13 protein-coding genes are annotated in these 16,218 nt (G+C 64.3%); 5 read left to right on the top strand and 8 right to left on the bottom strand.

Features of this window, described 5'->3' with window-relative positions; all coding sequences use genetic code 11:
- Positions 1–4 precede the first annotated feature (4 nt).
- Positions 5–1,927: a TOL_0244 family TonB-dependent receptor gene (locus ACZ0AJ_RS06545; RefSeq protein ID WP_499454273.1), complete on the bottom strand. Its 1,923-nt coding sequence runs from the start codon at positions 1,925–1,927 to the stop codon at positions 5–7.
- A 293-nt stretch (positions 1,928–2,220) separates the two neighbouring features.
- Here ACZ0AJ_RS06545 and ACZ0AJ_RS06540 point away from each other — a divergent pair, with 293 nt between their 5' ends.
- The 3 genes from ACZ0AJ_RS06540 to ACZ0AJ_RS06530 all read left to right on the top strand — a co-directional run bounded on the left by ACZ0AJ_RS06540 (position 2,221) and on the right by ACZ0AJ_RS06530 (position 7,377).
- On the top strand, positions 2,221–3,054 hold the full coding sequence (locus ACZ0AJ_RS06540; protein ID WP_499453300.1) for a response regulator: 834 nt from the start codon (positions 2,221–2,223) through the stop codon (positions 3,052–3,054).
- Positions 3,055–3,215: 161 nt separating this feature from the next.
- Positions 3,216–6,242 carry an ATP-binding protein gene (locus ACZ0AJ_RS06535; protein ID WP_499454271.1) on the top strand — a complete coding sequence of 1,009 codons (3,027 nt, stop codon included), beginning with the start codon at positions 3,216–3,218 and terminating at the stop codon, positions 6,240–6,242.
- Positions 6,243–6,372: 130 nt separating this feature from the next.
- A complete protein-coding gene (locus ACZ0AJ_RS06530) occupies positions 6,373–7,377 on the top strand; it encodes a response regulator (RefSeq protein ID WP_499453296.1) in 1,005 nt (334 codons plus the stop codon).
- A 102-nt stretch (positions 7,378–7,479) separates the two neighbouring features.
- Here ACZ0AJ_RS06530 and ACZ0AJ_RS06525 read toward each other — a convergent pair whose 3' ends face one another.
- From ACZ0AJ_RS06525 to ACZ0AJ_RS06510, 4 genes are all read right to left on the bottom strand, one after another.
- Entirely contained in the window at positions 7,480–8,448 is a 969-nt protein-coding gene (locus ACZ0AJ_RS06525; protein WP_499453294.1) for an IS1595 family transposase, read from the bottom strand.
- 108 nt (positions 8,449–8,556) lie between these two features.
- Entirely contained in the window at positions 8,557–9,525 is a 969-nt protein-coding gene (locus ACZ0AJ_RS06520; RefSeq protein WP_499453292.1) for an IS1595 family transposase, read from the bottom strand.
- A gap of 149 nt (positions 9,526–9,674) precedes the next feature.
- Complete coding sequence (locus tag ACZ0AJ_RS06515; RefSeq protein ID WP_499453290.1) at positions 9,675–10,094, bottom strand: hypothetical protein; 420 nt, start codon at positions 10,092–10,094, stop codon at positions 9,675–9,677.
- A 189-nt stretch (positions 10,095–10,283) separates the two neighbouring features.
- Entirely contained in the window at positions 10,284–10,763 is a 480-nt protein-coding gene (locus tag ACZ0AJ_RS06510; protein ID WP_499454268.1) for a hemerythrin domain-containing protein, read from the bottom strand.
- 191 nt (positions 10,764–10,954) lie between these two features.
- Here ACZ0AJ_RS06510 and ACZ0AJ_RS06505 point away from each other — a divergent pair, with 191 nt between their 5' ends.
- Positions 10,955–11,674 (top strand): sensor histidine kinase, encoded by a 720-nt coding sequence (locus ACZ0AJ_RS06505; protein WP_499453286.1) that lies wholly within the window; start codon positions 10,955–10,957, stop codon positions 11,672–11,674.
- 90 nt (positions 11,675–11,764) lie between these two features.
- Here the strand turns inward: ACZ0AJ_RS06505 and ACZ0AJ_RS06500 are convergent, their stop codons facing one another.
- The 3 genes from ACZ0AJ_RS06500 to ACZ0AJ_RS06490 form a co-directional block, all read right to left on the bottom strand.
- The gene (locus ACZ0AJ_RS06500; RefSeq protein WP_499453284.1) at positions 11,765–13,066 is read right to left on the bottom strand and encodes an NAD(P)/FAD-dependent oxidoreductase; all 1,302 of its coding nucleotides are present in this window, start codon (positions 13,064–13,066) and stop codon (positions 11,765–11,767) included.
- 95 nt (positions 13,067–13,161) lie between these two features.
- On the bottom strand, positions 13,162–13,932 hold the full coding sequence (locus ACZ0AJ_RS06495; RefSeq protein WP_499453282.1) for a LytR/AlgR family response regulator transcription factor: 771 nt from the start codon (positions 13,930–13,932) through the stop codon (positions 13,162–13,164).
- Positions 13,929–15,191: a sensor histidine kinase gene (locus ACZ0AJ_RS06490; protein WP_499453280.1), complete on the bottom strand. Its 1,263-nt coding sequence runs from the start codon at positions 15,189–15,191 to the stop codon at positions 13,929–13,931. The genes ACZ0AJ_RS06495 and ACZ0AJ_RS06490 overlap by 4 nt, the downstream gene beginning before the upstream one ends.
- A gap of 230 nt (positions 15,192–15,421) precedes the next feature.
- Here ACZ0AJ_RS06490 and ACZ0AJ_RS06485 point away from each other — a divergent pair, with 230 nt between their 5' ends.
- The gene (locus ACZ0AJ_RS06485; RefSeq protein ID WP_499453278.1) at positions 15,422–16,111 is read left to right on the top strand and encodes a hypothetical protein; all 690 of its coding nucleotides are present in this window, start codon (positions 15,422–15,424) and stop codon (positions 16,109–16,111) included.
- Positions 16,112–16,218: the final 107 nt, after the last annotated feature.

The following is a 16,218-nucleotide window of genomic DNA, read 5'->3' as shown; positions in this document are numbered from 1 at the left end:
CACGTCAAAAACGCAGCGTGGCGCTGGCAAACACCGTGCGCTCAAGCAACTGGCGGCTGCCTGCCGCGACAAATTCGGCGTGGCGGGCATGCAACAGATTGCGCCCGGCAAGGGCGAGCTCGAGATCGGGACGCACTTGCCACGCGATCCGCGCGTCGAGCTCATGATAACTTGGCACGGCCAGCTGCGGCAGTCGTGCGACGTAACGGAGTGAAAAATCTGCCCAGATGCGCTCGCTCAGATCGTGCGCACTGCGCAAGGTCCAGGTCAGGTTGGGATCATTCCCGCCCAGGCCGGACAACCCGGTGGTGTCGCGACTGGCCGGCTCGCGCCCCATGTCGACGTCCTGCAGCACGCCGCCGGCGTGCAGGCGCCAGCCGCGCGCGGCCTGCCAACTGGCCCAGAATTCGATGCCGCGCAAGTTGCCCTTGCCCAGGCTGCTGATGACATACGGCAACCGAACACCGGGCGTTGCCGGCTCCAGGGAACGCAGCCGCTCGAAGTCGGTATAGAACAGCGTGGCCGAATACGACAGGGTCGGCATGGGTTGGGCGCGGTATCCCAGTTCGGCCACGCGCGCCGTTTCCGCCACCGTGTCGGCGCCGCCGGCAATCAGGAACTGGCGCGGCGAGGCCGGATTGACGAGAAACAGATCACGGTCGATGCGCGACGGCGCACGCACCGTGCGCGACAGGGCTGCCCAGAGCGTTGCCTGATCGCTCGCGTCCCATGCCAGGCGCAGATTCGGCAGCAACTCACTGCCCGTATACACATTGTGTTCGACGCGCATGCCGGCCACGGCGCGCAGCGTCGGCGTCAGGGTCAATTCATCCTGCACGAACAGGTGCGACCAGCGCAGGTTGCGGCGCGCCGGCGTGAAACGCAGCACCGGCCCGCCGTCGATCTGGTCGCGGCTGTTGCGATAGCCGCCGCCCCACGTGATGCCATGTGCACCGAAGCGCACCAGGTGCTGGGCTTCGACATCGACCGTGTCGATCTGCTGCATTCCCACGCCCGGCTTGCTGCGGCGCGTCTGATCGAGCCACGCATGCAGGCGCACCTGGCCGGCATCAGCGAGGTCGCGCTGGACCTCTGCCCGCAGATTGGCGCCGGACATTGTCCCGCTCGATAACAGGGACGTGTTGCGCAGGCGTCCCTGGTACACATCGCCGCTGAGCGTGACATCCTGTTCGCTGCCTTCCCAGTCGAGACGGAAGCCCGCCTGCTCGCGCGCCATGCGATTGTCAGGGGTGTCAGCCGGCGCGCTGCGATCGGCCTCGATCCGCGTTTGCCTGGCATACACGCGCCAGTGCGGGCCGTTCTCGAACTGCCCGCCGTAGCGGACGCTGGCGCCATGCTCGTCCGGTCCAGCGTGCGCCGTGACGACGCCGCCGTGGGTCTCGGCCGCGCTGCGTGTGATGATATTGATGACGCCATTGACGGCGTTCGTGCCCCACACCGTGCCGCCCGGCCCGCTGACCACCTCGATGCGCGCGACGTCTTCCAGCCCCACATCCTGCATTTCCCAGACCACACCCGAGAACAACGGCGAATACACGCTGCGGCCATCGATCATCACGAGCAGCTTGTTGGCCTGGGGCGACAAGAATCCGCGGGCACTGATCGCGTATTCATGGGTATTGATGCGGGCGACCTGGAGATTCGGCGCCAGCCGCAGAACTTCGGGCAGCGTGGTCGCGCCCGAACGGGCGATGTCCGCCGCGCTGATGACGAACACCGACGCCGCCGCGCGCGCCAGCGGCTCGCTCTGGCGCGAGACGGACGTCACGGCGATATCGGATAATTGTTCGAGCGAATAATCGGCCCACGGCAGCGGGCCCGAGCCATCCTGCGCGCTTGCATCAAGGGAATAGGCGGTCGACAACAGTGCGGCAAAGGCACAAACGTACAACGAAAAAGGTGGCATAGTTGCCATCGTAGAACATTTTCTCGATCGCACCAAGTGCGCACACGCCACAACGCGGTTCTTGACAACATCCCCGGGATATTGATTAAACCAATGACGGTTATTGGAAATATAAATTGGACTGATTTGCCGCATTGCAGCATGATTGCACTGTCTCCTCTATTCTCCTCCCAGGAAATAGATTCAGCCCGCCTCTCACGAAGCGGGCTTTTTTTTTGCGCGCACGGTTGCCCAAGCAGTTGCATGCCGTTTGGTGTAGGATGCCGCCCATATTTTCGTTTTTACAACAATCCATGCCCGACCTCGACCTTTCCGCCCGGAGCACCGCTTCCTACGACTGGAGCACGACTGCCCTGGGCGACGCTGCCCGCTGGCCGTTGCCGCTGCGGTTGTGCAGCGATCTGTTGCTCAATTCGCCGCTCCCGACCCTGCTGGTATGGGGACCGGAAACGGTCCTGGTATTCAATGAGGCCTACGCCTCCCTGGCCGGTCCCGGCTATGGCCGCGTGCCGGGCGGCTCGGTCCCGCCGGTCATGCCGCCACCGCTGGCTGCGGCCGGTGCGGCGCTGGCTGCAGCCTGGCGCGGTGAGGCAGGTGTGCTGGCCGACACCGCCCTGCCCTTCCGCCGCCTCGACGGCAATGCAGACAATCGTTTCGACCTGCGCCTGTCCCCGGTGCGCGACGAAACCGGCACTGTGCGTGGCGTGCAGATCGCCCTGGCGCCGGCCACTGCGCAGCCGGCCCAGGAAGCGGTCGACGATGCAGGCCTGCGCATCCTGGTCGTCGAAGACAATGTCGACTCGCAATACCTGGTATGCGAGATGCTCAAGGCCTTCGGCCACGAAGCCGACGGCGTCGCACATCCCGACGATGCCCTGACGCTGCTGGCGAGCCGGCGCTACGACGTGCTGTTCTCCGACGTCAGCCTGCCCGGCATGTCCGGCGTCGAACTGGTGCAGCGCGCCATCAACGACGACCCGGCGTTGTCGATCATCTTCGCGTCGGGCTACGGCGACACGCTGCTGCGGCACCTCGAGTTCCCGTACCAGTCGCTGCAAAAACCGTATGAAATCGACCAGCTGCAGGATGCGCTGGCCAAGGTAGTGCGTCAGCCGGGCCGACGCTGACCGAGAGGCGAAACGGTCCGCATTCACAAAGTGTGAGTCGGACCCGCCCGGCTGGTCTACAATGAAACGCATCCTGCCCGGCTTCGGGCGCATGGCAACCCCGGCATGAACTCTTCATCACAACACGTCCGCCGCATCGCGCGCCACCTCCGGAGGCCGGCATGAGCACTGCCCGCGACGTGTCCGGCCAAGATCTGGTCGCTGCGCAAGAGGCGCTCCAGCGCGCCACCGAGCGCATGGAAAACATGCTCGAAAGCCTCACCGATGGCTTTTGCGCGGTGGACCGCGACTGGAACATCACCTATATCAATGGCCGCGCCCTGCAAATGGTCGAGCCACTCAACAAGCGACGTGGCGACCTGGTCGGGGCCAGGCTGTGGGATGAGTTCGAAGATCTGCACGGCACGACGGTCGCCCTCGATTGCGTGCGCGCGATGGAGCAGCGCGTTACCGTCAATCGCGAATTCTATTACCGCCGCCTGAATGCCTGGCTCGACATGCGGGTCTACCCGTCCCCCGAAGGCCTGACCCTGTATTTCCAGGACATCACGGCGCGCAAGCTCGACCAGCAGGCTTTAATCGACAACAACAACCGCCTGCAACTGGCGATCGCTGCCGGGCGCCTGGGCGACTGGCGCTGGGATGCGGCCACCGACCGCGTCACGTTCGGTGCGCGCGCGGCCGAGATCCTCGGCTTGCCCGCCGACGTGGCGCTGGCGTGGCCAAGCCTGCGCGAGCGGCTGCAACCCGAAGACCGCAAGGTCGTCCGGCGCGCCGTGCTGGCCGCGTTTTCGCAGGGCACCGACCTCGATCTCGAATGCCGCCTGCTCGCGCGCGGCAACCTGCCCGGCGGCGCGGCGCACTGCGTGGCCCTGGTCGGCCGCCCCGACTACGCCAGCGCCGTCGACGGCGGCGGCGTGCTGGGCATGACGGGCATGGCGCAGGACATCAGTGCCCGGCGCGCGGCCGACGACCACCTGCGCCAGAGCGAAGAAGAATTGCGCGCGCTGGCCAACACCATCCCCCAACTGGCCTGGATGGCCGATCCGGACGGCTCGATCGTCTGGTTCAACGAGCGCTGGTATGAATACACGGGCATCACGCCCGAAGAATCGACGGGCTGGGGCTGGCAAAAAGTGTATGACCCGGCGGTGTTGCCTGCCGTGCTCGAACATTGGGACGAATCGGTGCGCACCGGCACGGCGTTCGAGATGGAATTTCCCATTCGCGGCGCCGACGGCAATTTCCGCTGGTTCCTGACGCGGGTCGAAGCGGTGCACGACCGCGATGGCAACGTGGTGCGCTGGTTTGGCACCAATACCGACGTCGACCAGGTCAAGCGCGCCGAACAGGCGCTGCGCGACGAATCGCACGTACTTGAACTGCTCAACAGCACGGGCAGCATGCTGGCCTCGACGCGCGATCTGCGCGCCGTGATGCAGGCCGCCACCGATGTCGCCAGCGGCGTCTGCGGCGCGCGCTTTGCTGCCTTCGTCCATTACGGCCAGGGTGGCGCAGGCACGCTGTATTCGCTGTACACGCTGTCGGGCGCCACGTCGGCCCAGTTCCAGGACTTCGCCGAACCGGGTGCCAGTGCCCTGTTCGGCCCGGGCCTGCGCACCACCCGCCTGCAGCGCGTGGCCGACCTGGCGGCCGATCCGGTCCAGGCCAGCAGCGCGCTGCGATTCGGCCTGCCGGCTGGCCACCCGCCAGTGCGCAGCTACCTGACCGTGCCCGTCATGGCGCGCTCGGGTGAACTGCTTGGCACGATGTTCTTCGGGCACCCGGAAGCGAACGTCTTTACCGAACGCAGTGAACGCATCGTCAGCGGCATCGCGGCGCAGGCCGCCATCGCGGTCGACAATATCCGCCTGTACGAAGTGGCCAGCCGCGCGGCTGAAGAGCGCAAGGTACTGCTCGAGAACGAGCGCGAAGCGCGCGCCGAAGCCGAACGCACCAGCCAGATGAAGGACGAGTTCCTGGCCACACTGTCGCACGAGCTGCGCACGCCGCTGTCGGCCATTCTTGGCTGGTCGCAGGTGCTGCGCCGCGGCAGCCGCGATGGCGCCGACCTGCAGCGCGGCCTGTCGACGATCGAGCGCAATGCGCGCGCCCAGGCGCAGCTGATCGAAGACCTGCTCGACATGAGCCGCATCACGTCCGGCAAAGTGCTGCTCGACATGCAGACGCTGGCCCCGGGCGGCTTCATCGACGCCGCCATCGAGACGGTGCGCCCGGCGGCCGACGCCAAGGGCATCCGCATCGAGCGGCGCTACCCCGAAGGCGTTGCCATCCCGTCCGTCGCGGGCGACCCGGGGCGGCTCCAGCAAGTGGTCTGGAACCTGCTGTCGAACGCGATCAAGTTCACGCCGCGCGACGGGCTGGTCACGATCGAACTGGGCTATCACGACGGCCAGGTGGCCATCACGATCCGCGACACGGGCTCGGGCATCGCGCCAGAATTCATCACGCACGTGTTCGAGCGCTTCCGCCAGGGCGATGCCTCGATGACGCGCAGCCATGGCGGTCTGGGTCTGGGCTTGTCGATCGTGAAACACCTGATCGAGCAGCACGGCGGCACGGTACGCGCCGAGAGCGCCGGGCCTGGCCAGGGCGCGAGCTTCACGATTGAACTGCCGGCGGCGCTGTCGAGCATGCCACGCGCGTCCCGTCAGGCGGACCTTGGCGCTGGCGCGCTGCCCGAGATGGCGTCAGCCACCCTGGCTGCCGCGCAAGAGCCAGCACCCGAACCCATGGTGCGCGACATGCGCGGCATGTCGGTGCTGGTCGTGGACGATGACCGCGATGCGCGCGAGCTGATTGCGCGCATCCTGTCCGATTGCCATGCCAATGTGCGGCTGGCCGGCAGCGCGCAGGACGCCATGGCGCAGCTGCGCGCGAGCCCGCCCGACCTCCTGATCAGCGATCTCGGCATGCCCGACGTCAATGGCCTAGAGTTTCTCGCCTGGGTTCGCGCCCTGCCGCGCGACGCCGGTGGCCTGATTCCGGCCATCGCGTTGACGGCGTTTGCACGTTCCGAAGACCGCTTGAAGGCGCTCGAGGCCGGTTTCTCGGCCCATGTGTCCAAGCCGGTCGAACAGAGCGAATTGATGGCAGCCATCGGCATGGTCAGCACGCCTCCGGCTGTGCCAATGCTCGCCGAAAGCGGGCGCGGCCATAGTCGTTGATGTTCCTACCTGCGGACGCGGCGCTGTCCTACAAGAAATTTTATGGTCCTTGCTACACTAATTAGAGGTAAGGTATCGTTAGATTCCACCCCGAAATGGGGCGCCGCCCAGTTTCGATAAAGAGATAAGCATGCCGAGCAGACAAGACATTTTGAACGCCAAAATTCTGGTGGTAGACGATTCGCCCGACAATATCGAGCTGATGGAAGAGATATTGCGCGAAGAAGGCTACACCTGCGTCAGCTCGACCATGCTGCCGGAGCAGGTGTGCCCGCTCCATCGTGAACACAATTACGACCTCATTCTGCTCGACCTGCAAATGCCGGGTTTGAATGGCTTCCAGGTCATGAAGGGCCTCAAGGAAATTGAACAGGGTGGCTACCTGCCCGTGCTTGCCCTGACCGCCCAGCCAAGTTTCAAGATTGCCGCGCTCGAAGCCGGTGCCCGCGACTTCATCAGCAAGCCGTTCGACCTGCTCGAGGTGCACAAGCGCATCCACAATATGCTCGAAGTGCGCCTGTTGTACAAGGAGCTGGCCCAGTACTCGAAGGCCCAGCAGGAGCTCGCACTGCACGACGCCCTCACCGGCCTGCCGAACCGGCGCCTGCTTGAAGACCGCATCGAGACGGCGCTGCAGCACGCCAACCGTACCCACGCCAAGGCCGCGATCATGTATCTCGACCTGGATGGCTTCAAGGCAATCAATGACACCTATGGCCATGCCTACGGCGACGAGATCCTGAAAGCCGTGTCGCAACGGCTGCTGGCCAGCTCGCGCAAGGAAGACACCGTTGCCCGTCTGGGTGGCGATGAATTCATGGTCGTGCTGGGCGATATCCACGGTCTGGTCGACGCGCAGGGCCCGGCTGCCAAGCTGGTTGAATCCCTGTCCGAGCCATTCTTCATCAACGACCTGACGCTGCGCCTGTCGACCTCGATCGGCATCAGTATCTATCCGGACGACGCCGAATCGGTCGACGCCCTGATCAATATCGCCGATTACGCGCTGTACGAAGCCAAGCGCGCCGGCAAGAACCGTTTCTGCTCGCCGGCGGCCAATCGCCAGGCAGCGTCCAAGACCACCGGCGCGCCAGTGCTGGCGCCGACGCCCGAGCTGGCAACGCCGCATCGCTGACACACCATCCTCTTTCAGCTGACTAAAAGCCGGGGCCTCGCGCAAGCGAGCGCCCCGGTTTGCTTTTGCCTTGGCTGCGCCATAAAAAAGGCTCAGTTAGCGTTATCTGTTGATGACGCTGATGGCAATGCGAAGCAACTGTTCCGGCGAAATAACCCGCTCTCCATCCAACGCCCAGCGCCAGCCAAGGTAATTGGGCAGGTAGCGCGACGCCACGCCACGAAAGCCCTGCAGCCACACCTTGAAGCGCTGGTGGTAGGCGTTCACGTTCTGCACGTGGATGGCAAGGCTGCCCAGACGTCTTACACGCACACCGGCGCGCACATTGACCGCTTCGTGCGCGATCCTGTGCTTGTGTGCAAACGTGCGGTAAGCGGGATGGCCGTCACTGACAAGCAAGGCTTGCCTGTCAAGTCTGGGCAACAAGTCACGCTCGAGTTGCGCAGCCGTGAGAGCACCCCGGCCAGTGACGGCATCGACCGTGCGACCCTCGCGGTCGCGGCCGACCAGAATGCAATCGAGTTCGCTGGAAATGCCCCGTTTGGCAGCATGGCCGCCGCGGTGGCGCGGTGGCCGATCAAGCGTACGCGAACCTTTTTGTGATTCGAGCAGAAATGTTTCGTCAGCCTCGACGATGCCATTCAGGAGCGCGGGCCGGTCGAGCTTGATCCAATGCAGGAAGCGGTGTCGCCAGCGAAAGGCGGTGTTGCGGTGTACGCCGATTCGATCTGCTCCCTTGCGTACGGAGAGTGAATCGAGCAGCACCTGCGAATACGCGAGCCATTTGGCTTTGTGCCTGAGCCGCGCCAGTGGCGTGCCGGTGAGGTCGTTAAAGGTGCGGCCGCAGGCGCAGCAGCGGTAGCGCTGCAAGTCGTTGGCGAAACCATGCCGGTAGCAGTGCTCGTTGCTGCAACTGGGGCAGCAGCGGCCTGGCGTTCTGACCTCAGTGATGAGCGCAACAACCTGATCAAGCCCGGCTGCAGGATGCAGGGCATCCAGCACTTGCCGGCGCTGCGGCTGGTTCAGGGAAGGCAGTTTTGCGAACCAGCCCTTGAAACGTGGCGCTTTCATGATCGACTCCTGACGCTGGGGACAGGGGTTGGACCACTGGACTACTCGTCAGTTCAAAGCTAGTCTCTATTTAACGTTGACTGCGCCATAAAAAAGGCTCAGTTAGCGTTATCTGTTGATGACGCTGATGGCAATGCGAAGCAACTGTTCCGGCGAAATAACCCGCTCTCCATCCAACGCCCAGCGCCAGCCGAGGTAATTGGGCAGGTAGCGCGACGCCACGCCACGAAAGCCCTGTAGCCACGCCTTGAAGCGCTGGTGGTAGGCGTTCACGTTCTGCACGTGGATGGCAAGGCTGCCCAAACGTCTTACACGCACACCAGCGCGCGCATTGACCGCTTCGTGCGCGATCCTGTGCTTGTGTGCAAACGTGCGGTAAGCGGGGTGGCCGTCACTGACAAGCAAGGCTTGCCTGTCAAGTCTGGGCAACAAGTCACGCTCGATTTGCGCAGCCGTGAGAGCACCCCTGCCAGTGACGGCATCGACCGTGCGACCCTCGCGGTCGCGGCCGACCAGAATGCAATCGAGTTCGCTGGAAATGCCCCGTTTGGCAGCATGGCCGCCGCGGCGGCGCGGTGGCCGATCAAGCGTACGCGAACCTTTTTGTGATTCGAGCAGAAATGTTTCGTCAGCCTCGACGATGCCATTCAGGAGCGCGGGCCGGTCGAGCTTGATCCAATGCAGGAAGCGGTGTCGCCAGCGAAAGGCGGTGTTGCGGTGTACGCCGACCCGATCTGCGCCCTTGCGCACGGGGAGTGAATCGAGCAGCACCTGCGAATACGCGAGCCATTTGGCTTTGTGCCTGAGCCGCGCCAGTGGCGTGCCGGTGAGGTCGTTAAAGGTGCGGCCGCAGGCGCAGCAGCGGTAGCGCTGCAAGTCGTTGGCGAAACCATGCCGGTAGCAGTGCTCGTTGCTGCAACTGGGGCAGCAGCGGCCTGGCGTTCTGACCTCAGTGATGAGCGCAACAACCTGATCAAGCCCGGCTGCAGGATGCAGGGCATCCAGCACTTGCCGGCGCTGCGGCTGGTTCAGGGAAGGCAGTTTTGCGAACCAGCCCTTGAAACGTGGCGCTTTCATGATCGACTCCTGACGCTGGGGACAGGGGTTGGACCACTGGACTACTCGTCAGTTCAAAGCTAGTCTCTATTTAACGTTGACTGCGCCATAAAAAAACAGGCCACGGAACCTGCGTTCCGTGACCTGCCCCATCCTGCCCTGCCGTGTGCTTAACGCTTTTCGGCTGGCGGACAATCGCGGATGGTGCTCGTTTCTTCGATCGAACGCGCGTTCTGGTGATCGCGGCCTGCGTCGACCATCTCGGGCGGCACTTCGATGCGGGTGATACCGGCGTCGACCGAAATCGGATCGCTGGCCGGGAACGTCATTTCGACGGCATCATCGAGCAAGGTCTCTTCGGCCTGCTCTTTGCTCGACTGCGTCTCGCTGCCGGCCAGTGCCTTGATCGCGACGGCGAAGCTGACTGCCTGCAGGCTGGCCAGATCGCCAATGGTCTTCACGCCAAGCGTGTCAGCCAGCGCATTGGCTTGCTGCTCGCCGATGCCGCGCAGTGCCGACAATGGCGCGTCGGCCAGTTCACGGAAACTCTTGCCACGGAACTGCTCATTTACGATGTTATCGATATTCATGGTGTGTCCTCTCTTGTATAACGCTCCCGTCCGCGATGGAACCGGCTAGCTTTCACTATCGCATACCAGCAATAGCACGTATGTGCGGCAGCGAACGTCTTGACTGCCCGCACCGTCGAATTCTTGGCTAAATGGAACGGACGTAAAAAAGCCGGCCCCGGGGAGGCCGGCCAGCATGCCAACGATGCTTTAGACCGTGGCGAGAATTTCGTCGCGGCGAGCTGCCATTTCAGCGCCCATGGCTTCCAGGTCGAGGTCGAGCTTGCGCACTTTCGGGAACATTTCTTCCTCTTCCTCTTCGACGTGGTGCGACACGTATTCGCCCAGCACCTTCACTTTGGCATCGTAGTAATCGTCCTCCGGCTCCCCCTCTTGCACTTGTGCGATCAGGTCCTTGGCCGAAGCGTGTTCGACGAAGGCTTCGTCGAGCATGTCTTCCATTTCCTTGGACGTTTCACGCAGCGCCGGGTAGAAGATTTCTTCCTCGATCGACGTGTGCATGATCAGGGCTTCGCAGATCTCGTTAGCCAGCTTTTTCTTGCTGACATTGGCGCGCTCACCGAGTTCTTCGTACTTGTCGAACATGTCTTTCACTTCGTCATGCTGGCTTTTCAGCAGTTCCAGCGCATCCTGCGGGCCGCTCGTCTTTTTGGTCGTTGCTTTGGTCATGGTGTTACCCCCGTATTGTTGGTTGAATGATGACTCGTTGGCCACATCGCCAGAGTGCGCCTGCCGTGCGATCGGCACTGTTCGCGACCTCACACTCGGGAGAACAGAACGAACCGCTCTTGCTGCACCCAATGCGCGACGGATAAATGACAATTGTTGTATGATTTGGGAAACATTTAATTGAGACCCTGATGACTGAACCGGTCCCACCGCATCCCGACCCGGAGCTGGAACGCCTGGTCGCGGCGCGCACTGCTGAACTCTCCGACATGGTGTCCTGGCTGGCCAACAGCTGGGACCAGGAGCGTCGCCAGCTCGCGCGTCAGTTGCACGATAGTCTGGGTTCGTCGATGACGGCCCTGACGATGCACCTTGCCCTGCTCACCCAGCGCCTTCCGGCCGAAGACAAAGCGCTGCGCGACCGCGCCGCGCAAATGAAAGTCCTGCTCGGGGGCGTCATCGAGACCAACCGCCAGATGCAGCTCGCGCTGTGGAACGACAAGCTCGAGTTTCTCGGGTTGCGCACCGCACTCGCCGAGCTGGTGCCTGAATTCGGCGCCGAGCACGGCATCCAGGCGCAAGCCAGTCTGCCCGAGGAAGATGGCGCCTGGTCGCGCGAGCACGCCGTGCTGTTGCTGCGCTGCGCCGAGGAAGGTTTGCGCAACGCCGCAGCGCATGCGCAGGCCACACGCGTGGACGTGATCCTGGACGACGATGGCGACATGGCCATGCTGACCGTGCGCGACGACGGCGTCGGCCCCGGCGCCGATCCGCTGGCTGCGGATGAACGCCATGGCCTGCGGCTGCTGCGCGAACGCGCCCGCACGCTCGGTGGCAATCTGATCCTGGTGCGCACCGAGCAAGGTGGCGCCATGCTGCAGATGACGCTGCCGCGCGAATTGCCGGCCTAGACAGCGGTAGGGTCTTTAAAAACAACAACGGCGGCCACTGGCCGCCGTTGTTGTTTGTCGCCTGACGACAATCCCGTCAGTGCAGCTTGGTCAGTGCAGCTTGACCAGCGGCGTGCTGCGCCGGATCAGGAAGCGCGCCACGGCCAGCAGGCCCGTGCGGGTAATGCCCATCACGGCCCGGTGGTGCATCAGGTGCAGGCTGGCGTACATCAGGCGCGCGATGCCGCCCTGCACGAACCAGCTCGCGCCGCGAAGCGAACCCATCAGGCTACCGACACTGGTGTTCTGACCGACCGACACGAGCGACCCGTAATCGCGGTACTCGTAGGGCTCGGTCAAGGCCGGCTGGCCCTTGTCCATGCGCAGGAAGGTCGTGACCAGGTAATCGGCCTGCTGGTGCGCTGCCTGCGCGCGTGGCGGCACCGGCAAGCCGTTGCCATCGATGCAGACCGCGCAGTCGCCCAGCGACCAGATGGCTTTGGCGCCCTTGACGCGCAGATGCGAATCGACATCCAGGCCGCCGCCGCGCGCAGTCTGCAGGCCGAGCTTGCCAAGCATCTCGGGGGCGCGGATACCTGCCGCCCAGACGCACAGGTCGGCCGGATACACGTTGCCATTGGCGTCGAGCACCTTGTCGTTGTCGATCGCCGTGACGCGGCAATCGCTGACGACGCGGATGCCGCGCTTGTTCAGCAGGCCCAGCGCCGCATTCGACACGCGCTCGGGGAGCGGCGCCAGGATGCGCGGCGCGCCTTCGAGGATCGTGATGCGCACGTCGCGCTTGACGTCCATCCGTGCAAAACCGTAGCGCGCATACGCGCCCGACGCTTCGCGCAGTTCGGCCGCCAGCTCGACGCCGGTCGCGCCGCCACCGATGATGACGACGTCCAGGCCCGTTTCACGGCCCTCTTCGCGCTGCTGCTCGACCGCCAGCATCAGGCGCAACATGCGCAGGCGGAAGCGTTCGGCGTCTTCGGTCGCATTGAGCGAAATGGAATGTTCCTGCGCGCCCGGCACGCCGAAGTAGTTCGAGGTGCTGCCGATCGCGATCACGAGCGACGTGTACGCCAGGCGACGCGCCGGCAGCACTTCGTCGTGTTCGGTGGCCGAATACACGGCCCCGATCTCGATCGCCTGGCCGGCCTCGTCCAGCCCGGTCATCGGACCGAGCACGAAATTGAATCCATTGTCGTGCGCGAGCATCGCGTACGACAGACCTTCCTGGTGGATGTCCAGGGTGCCCGCCGCGACTTCATGCAGCGACGGTTTCCAGATGTGGTACAGGCGGCTGTCGACCAGCGTCACCTTTGTCGGGCCGAGTTTACGGCCCAGTTTGCATGCCAGCTCCAGACCGCCAGCGCCGCCACCCACGATCACGATATCGCTACGCAAGCTTGCCTCCTTCTTGATGCCCCAACCGGCAACAACGCCGGCCTGATGGCCATCTGAGATTTTACTACGGCAACGTCGCGAACGCTGGGCTGCGCTTACATGTGACGAAAGAGCGCCATGAACGGTTGACTGACTGTCAGCGTCTCGGGCCGGTTGCGCAGACGGATGACACCCTTGCCGCTGTCGTCGCGCGTGACGCCCGCCACGGCCCGCAGGTTGACGATCGTCGAGCGGTGCACCTGCCGGAACATGGCCGGGTCGAGCACCTCGAGCAGGTCGCGGATGGGCTTGCGCAGCAGTGACTCGCCCTCGGCCGTCATCACCACCGTGTACTTCGAATCGGACTGGAAATACGCCACGTCGTCGACCAGGATCAAACGCGTTTCGACGCCGCGGCTGGCCGTCAGCCAGACCAGCGGCTGGGCGCGCGGCGCCGGCGGCACAACAGTCTGCAAGCGCGCCAGCAGCGCCGCCAGCTGTGTCGTATCCGCCACACCGCGCGCCAACCGATCGCGCAGCCGGGCCACGGTCGCGGCCAGGCGTTCGCGCCCGATCGGCTTGAGCAGGTAATCGACGGCGCCCCGGTCAAAGGCGTCGAGCGCGTACTGGTCATACGCGGTCACGAACACGATCTCGGTGCGCAGTCCCGCCGCCAGCATGCTTGAGGCCACCTCGAGGCCCGACAGCCCCGGCATGCGGATATCGAGAAACGCGACCTCGGGCCGGTAGCTGGCAATGGCGTCGAGCGCACTGCCGCCATCGTCGCACGCGGCCACGATCTCGAGGTCCGGCCACACCTCGCCCAGCAGCTTGACCAGCTCTTCCTGCAGCAGGAGTTCGTCTTCGGCAATCACGCAGCGGGTCATGTGCGCACCCCCGCACCCTGCAGCGCCAGCGGCACCGTGATGGTGGCGGCCACGCCGCTCGGGAAATTGGCGACGATGGCAAAGCTCGCCATGCTGCCGTAACCGAGGCGCAGGCGCTCGCGCACGTTGCGCAGCCCGATGCCGGTGCCGGCCGTCTCGAGCGAGAAGCCGCGGCCGTCGTCGGCCACCGTGACGGCCGCAGCATTGTCGATGGCGCGCGCCAGGATCCAGACGGTGCCGCCACCCGGCTTGGGTTCGAGCCCGTGCTTGATGGCATTCTCGACCAGCGTCTGCAGCATCATCGGTGGAAACACCAGCCGGCGCAGGTCGTCCGGCACGTCGACCTGCAGCGCCAGGCGCGGCCCCATGCGGATGGCCAGGATATCGAGGTAGGCACGGGCCCGTTCCAGTTCTTCGCCCAGCGTCGACGGCGCATCCTCGGTGCGTGGCAGCGAGTGGCGCAGGTACTGGATCAGGTTACCCAGCATGGCGTCGGCGCGCGCCGGATCGGTGCGGGTGAGCACCTGTGCGCTGGCCAGCGTGTTGTATAAAAAATGTGGTTCCACCTGGGCGTGCAGCAGGTTCAGGCGCGCCACCGTCAATTCCTTCTCGGTCGCGCTTTCGCGCACGGCCTGTGTCTCGAGGCGGCGCCGCTCGGCAATGCGGCGCGTGATGGCGCGCACGATGGCGTCGGCGTTTTCCAGGTTGCTGCCCTGGTCGACCAGGAACCAGTCGATCCAGGCCGGGTCTTCGGGTTCGCAAATCAAGATCACGCTGCCGGCCGCGTCGCCATTTGGCGTGATCGTTGCGCGAATCTGGTTGCGCCAGGTGGACAGGCGGGCCAGCGCCGCGCCGGCCGACGCATTGCCGCCATACAGGTCGGTGCGCTCGACCTTGGCGCGCACCTGCAGACTGTCGCGGGCGCTGTCGACGGCGGTCACGCCGGGCAGCTCGCGGATCGCGGCGTCGATCATGTCGAACGCTTCGCCGGCCTCGAACGGGATCTCGATCTGACGCCGCTGGCGGTTTGCCAGCGTGGCCGCGTTCACGGTGCCGGCCAGCAGTCGCACGCGGCGGGTGTGCGAGAACGCGATCAGGAGGACCCAGCCGATCAGCGCAAAACCGAGCAGCGCCGCATAGCCGCCGAGGTTCAAATCAATATCCTGCAGCACGGTGTCGCTGATGAAGATACACAGCGCCAGGTACACCGCGCTCCAGGCAACGACCAGGCGACCGTGGTGGAAAAAACTCGACATCATGATGGGCTTTCAAGCGTTGAAGAATGGCGCCAGCATAGGCACGCCATGGTTCGCAAGACAGCATTATGCGACGAAGCCGCGGCTGGGCCGACGAAACCGGCCTTGGCGGCATTTCCCGTCGGGCGCAGACCAGTGTTGCCAACGCGCCGCATTACAAATTTGCTGAGTATGCACATGGGCCGTGGCCGTACAATCGCGCCTTTCCGTTTGTTGATAGAGAGGTCGTCGAGATGTCCATCCCACGTAACGCCATTGCCATTGCCGCAACCATTGCCGCCACTGTCGCCGCCGCATCCGCCCACGCCGAAATCGGCGTCGGTGTCACGGCCACGCTGGGCACCACCGGCGCCGGCGTCCATCTGGTGGTGCCGATGGAACGCACGCTCAATGGCCGTTTCGGCATCAACTACTACAAGCACGACTTCGACAAGCGTTCGGGCGGCATCGACTACGACGGCGACGCCAAGCTGCAAACGTTCGACGCCCTGTTCGACTGGTATGCATTCGCCGACACCGCGCTGCGCCTCACCGCCGGCGTGGTCTACAACGGCAACGAAGTGACGGCCACGGCGCGGCCGAACAGCAACGGCCGCTACCTCATCAATGGTCAGAGCTACAGCGCGGCAGACGTCGGCACGCTCGATGGCGACGTCGACTTCCGCAAGGCCGCGCCCTACTTCGGCATCGGCTGGGGCAACGCCCTCACGCCGAACCAGCGCTGGAACGTCAGCGCCGATCTCGGCGCCTTCTACCAGGGCAAGGGCCAGGTCGACCTGATCAGCCGCGGCTGCCGCACGTCGCAGGCCGTCTGCACCGTGCTGGCCCGTGACGTCGCCGTCGAAGAAGCCCGTTTGACGAACGAACTGGCCGACCACAAGTTTTTCCCCGTGCTGCGCGCCAGCGTGTCGTACCGCTTCTGACGCGCTCGCAACAACCTTTCCGCCCTAGGCGCTTGCCATCAACTATGACTTTCCAAAGTGATCACGAACTCGTACACTAGCCTGTATTGACAGCTCATCTTTAGCGA

It is taken from the genome of Telluria sp. AC161 (assembly GCF_979258535.1).
The sequence above is the reverse complement of the archived record's forward strand: the minus strand, read 5'-3'. Positions and strand labels throughout refer to the sequence as shown.

Coding starts and splice junctions, on each gene's coding strand:
- ACZ0AJ_RS06545 (WP_499454273.1), bottom strand. CDS start 1,927: ATGCCACCTTTTTCGTTGTACGTTTGTGCCTTTGCCGCACTGTTGTCG.
- ACZ0AJ_RS06540 (WP_499453300.1), top strand. CDS start 2,221: ATGCCCGACCTCGACCTTTCCGCCCGGAGCACCGCTTCCTACGACTGG.
- ACZ0AJ_RS06535 (WP_499454271.1), top strand. CDS start 3,216: ATGAGCACTGCCCGCGACGTGTCCGGCCAAGATCTGGTCGCTGCGCAA.
- ACZ0AJ_RS06530 (WP_499453296.1), top strand. CDS start 6,373: ATGCCGAGCAGACAAGACATTTTGAACGCCAAAATTCTGGTGGTAGAC.
- ACZ0AJ_RS06525 (WP_499453294.1), bottom strand. CDS start 8,448: ATGAAAGCGCCACGTTTCAAGGGCTGGTTCGCAAAACTGCCTTCCCTG.
- ACZ0AJ_RS06520 (WP_499453292.1), bottom strand. CDS start 9,525: ATGAAAGCGCCACGTTTCAAGGGCTGGTTCGCAAAACTGCCTTCCCTG.
- ACZ0AJ_RS06515 (WP_499453290.1), bottom strand. CDS start 10,094: ATGAATATCGATAACATCGTAAATGAGCAGTTCCGTGGCAAGAGTTTC.
- ACZ0AJ_RS06510 (WP_499454268.1), bottom strand. CDS start 10,763: ATGACCAAAGCAACGACCAAAAAGACGAGCGGCCCGCAGGATGCGCTG.
- ACZ0AJ_RS06505 (WP_499453286.1), top strand. CDS start 10,955: ATGACTGAACCGGTCCCACCGCATCCCGACCCGGAGCTGGAACGCCTG.
- ACZ0AJ_RS06495 (WP_499453282.1), bottom strand. CDS start 13,932: ATGACCCGCTGCGTGATTGCCGAAGACGAACTCCTGCTGCAGGAAGAG.
- ACZ0AJ_RS06490 (WP_499453280.1), bottom strand. CDS start 15,191: ATGATGTCGAGTTTTTTCCACCACGGTCGCCTGGTCGTTGCCTGGAGC.
- ACZ0AJ_RS06485 (WP_499453278.1), top strand. CDS start 15,422: ATGTCCATCCCACGTAACGCCATTGCCATTGCCGCAACCATTGCCGCC.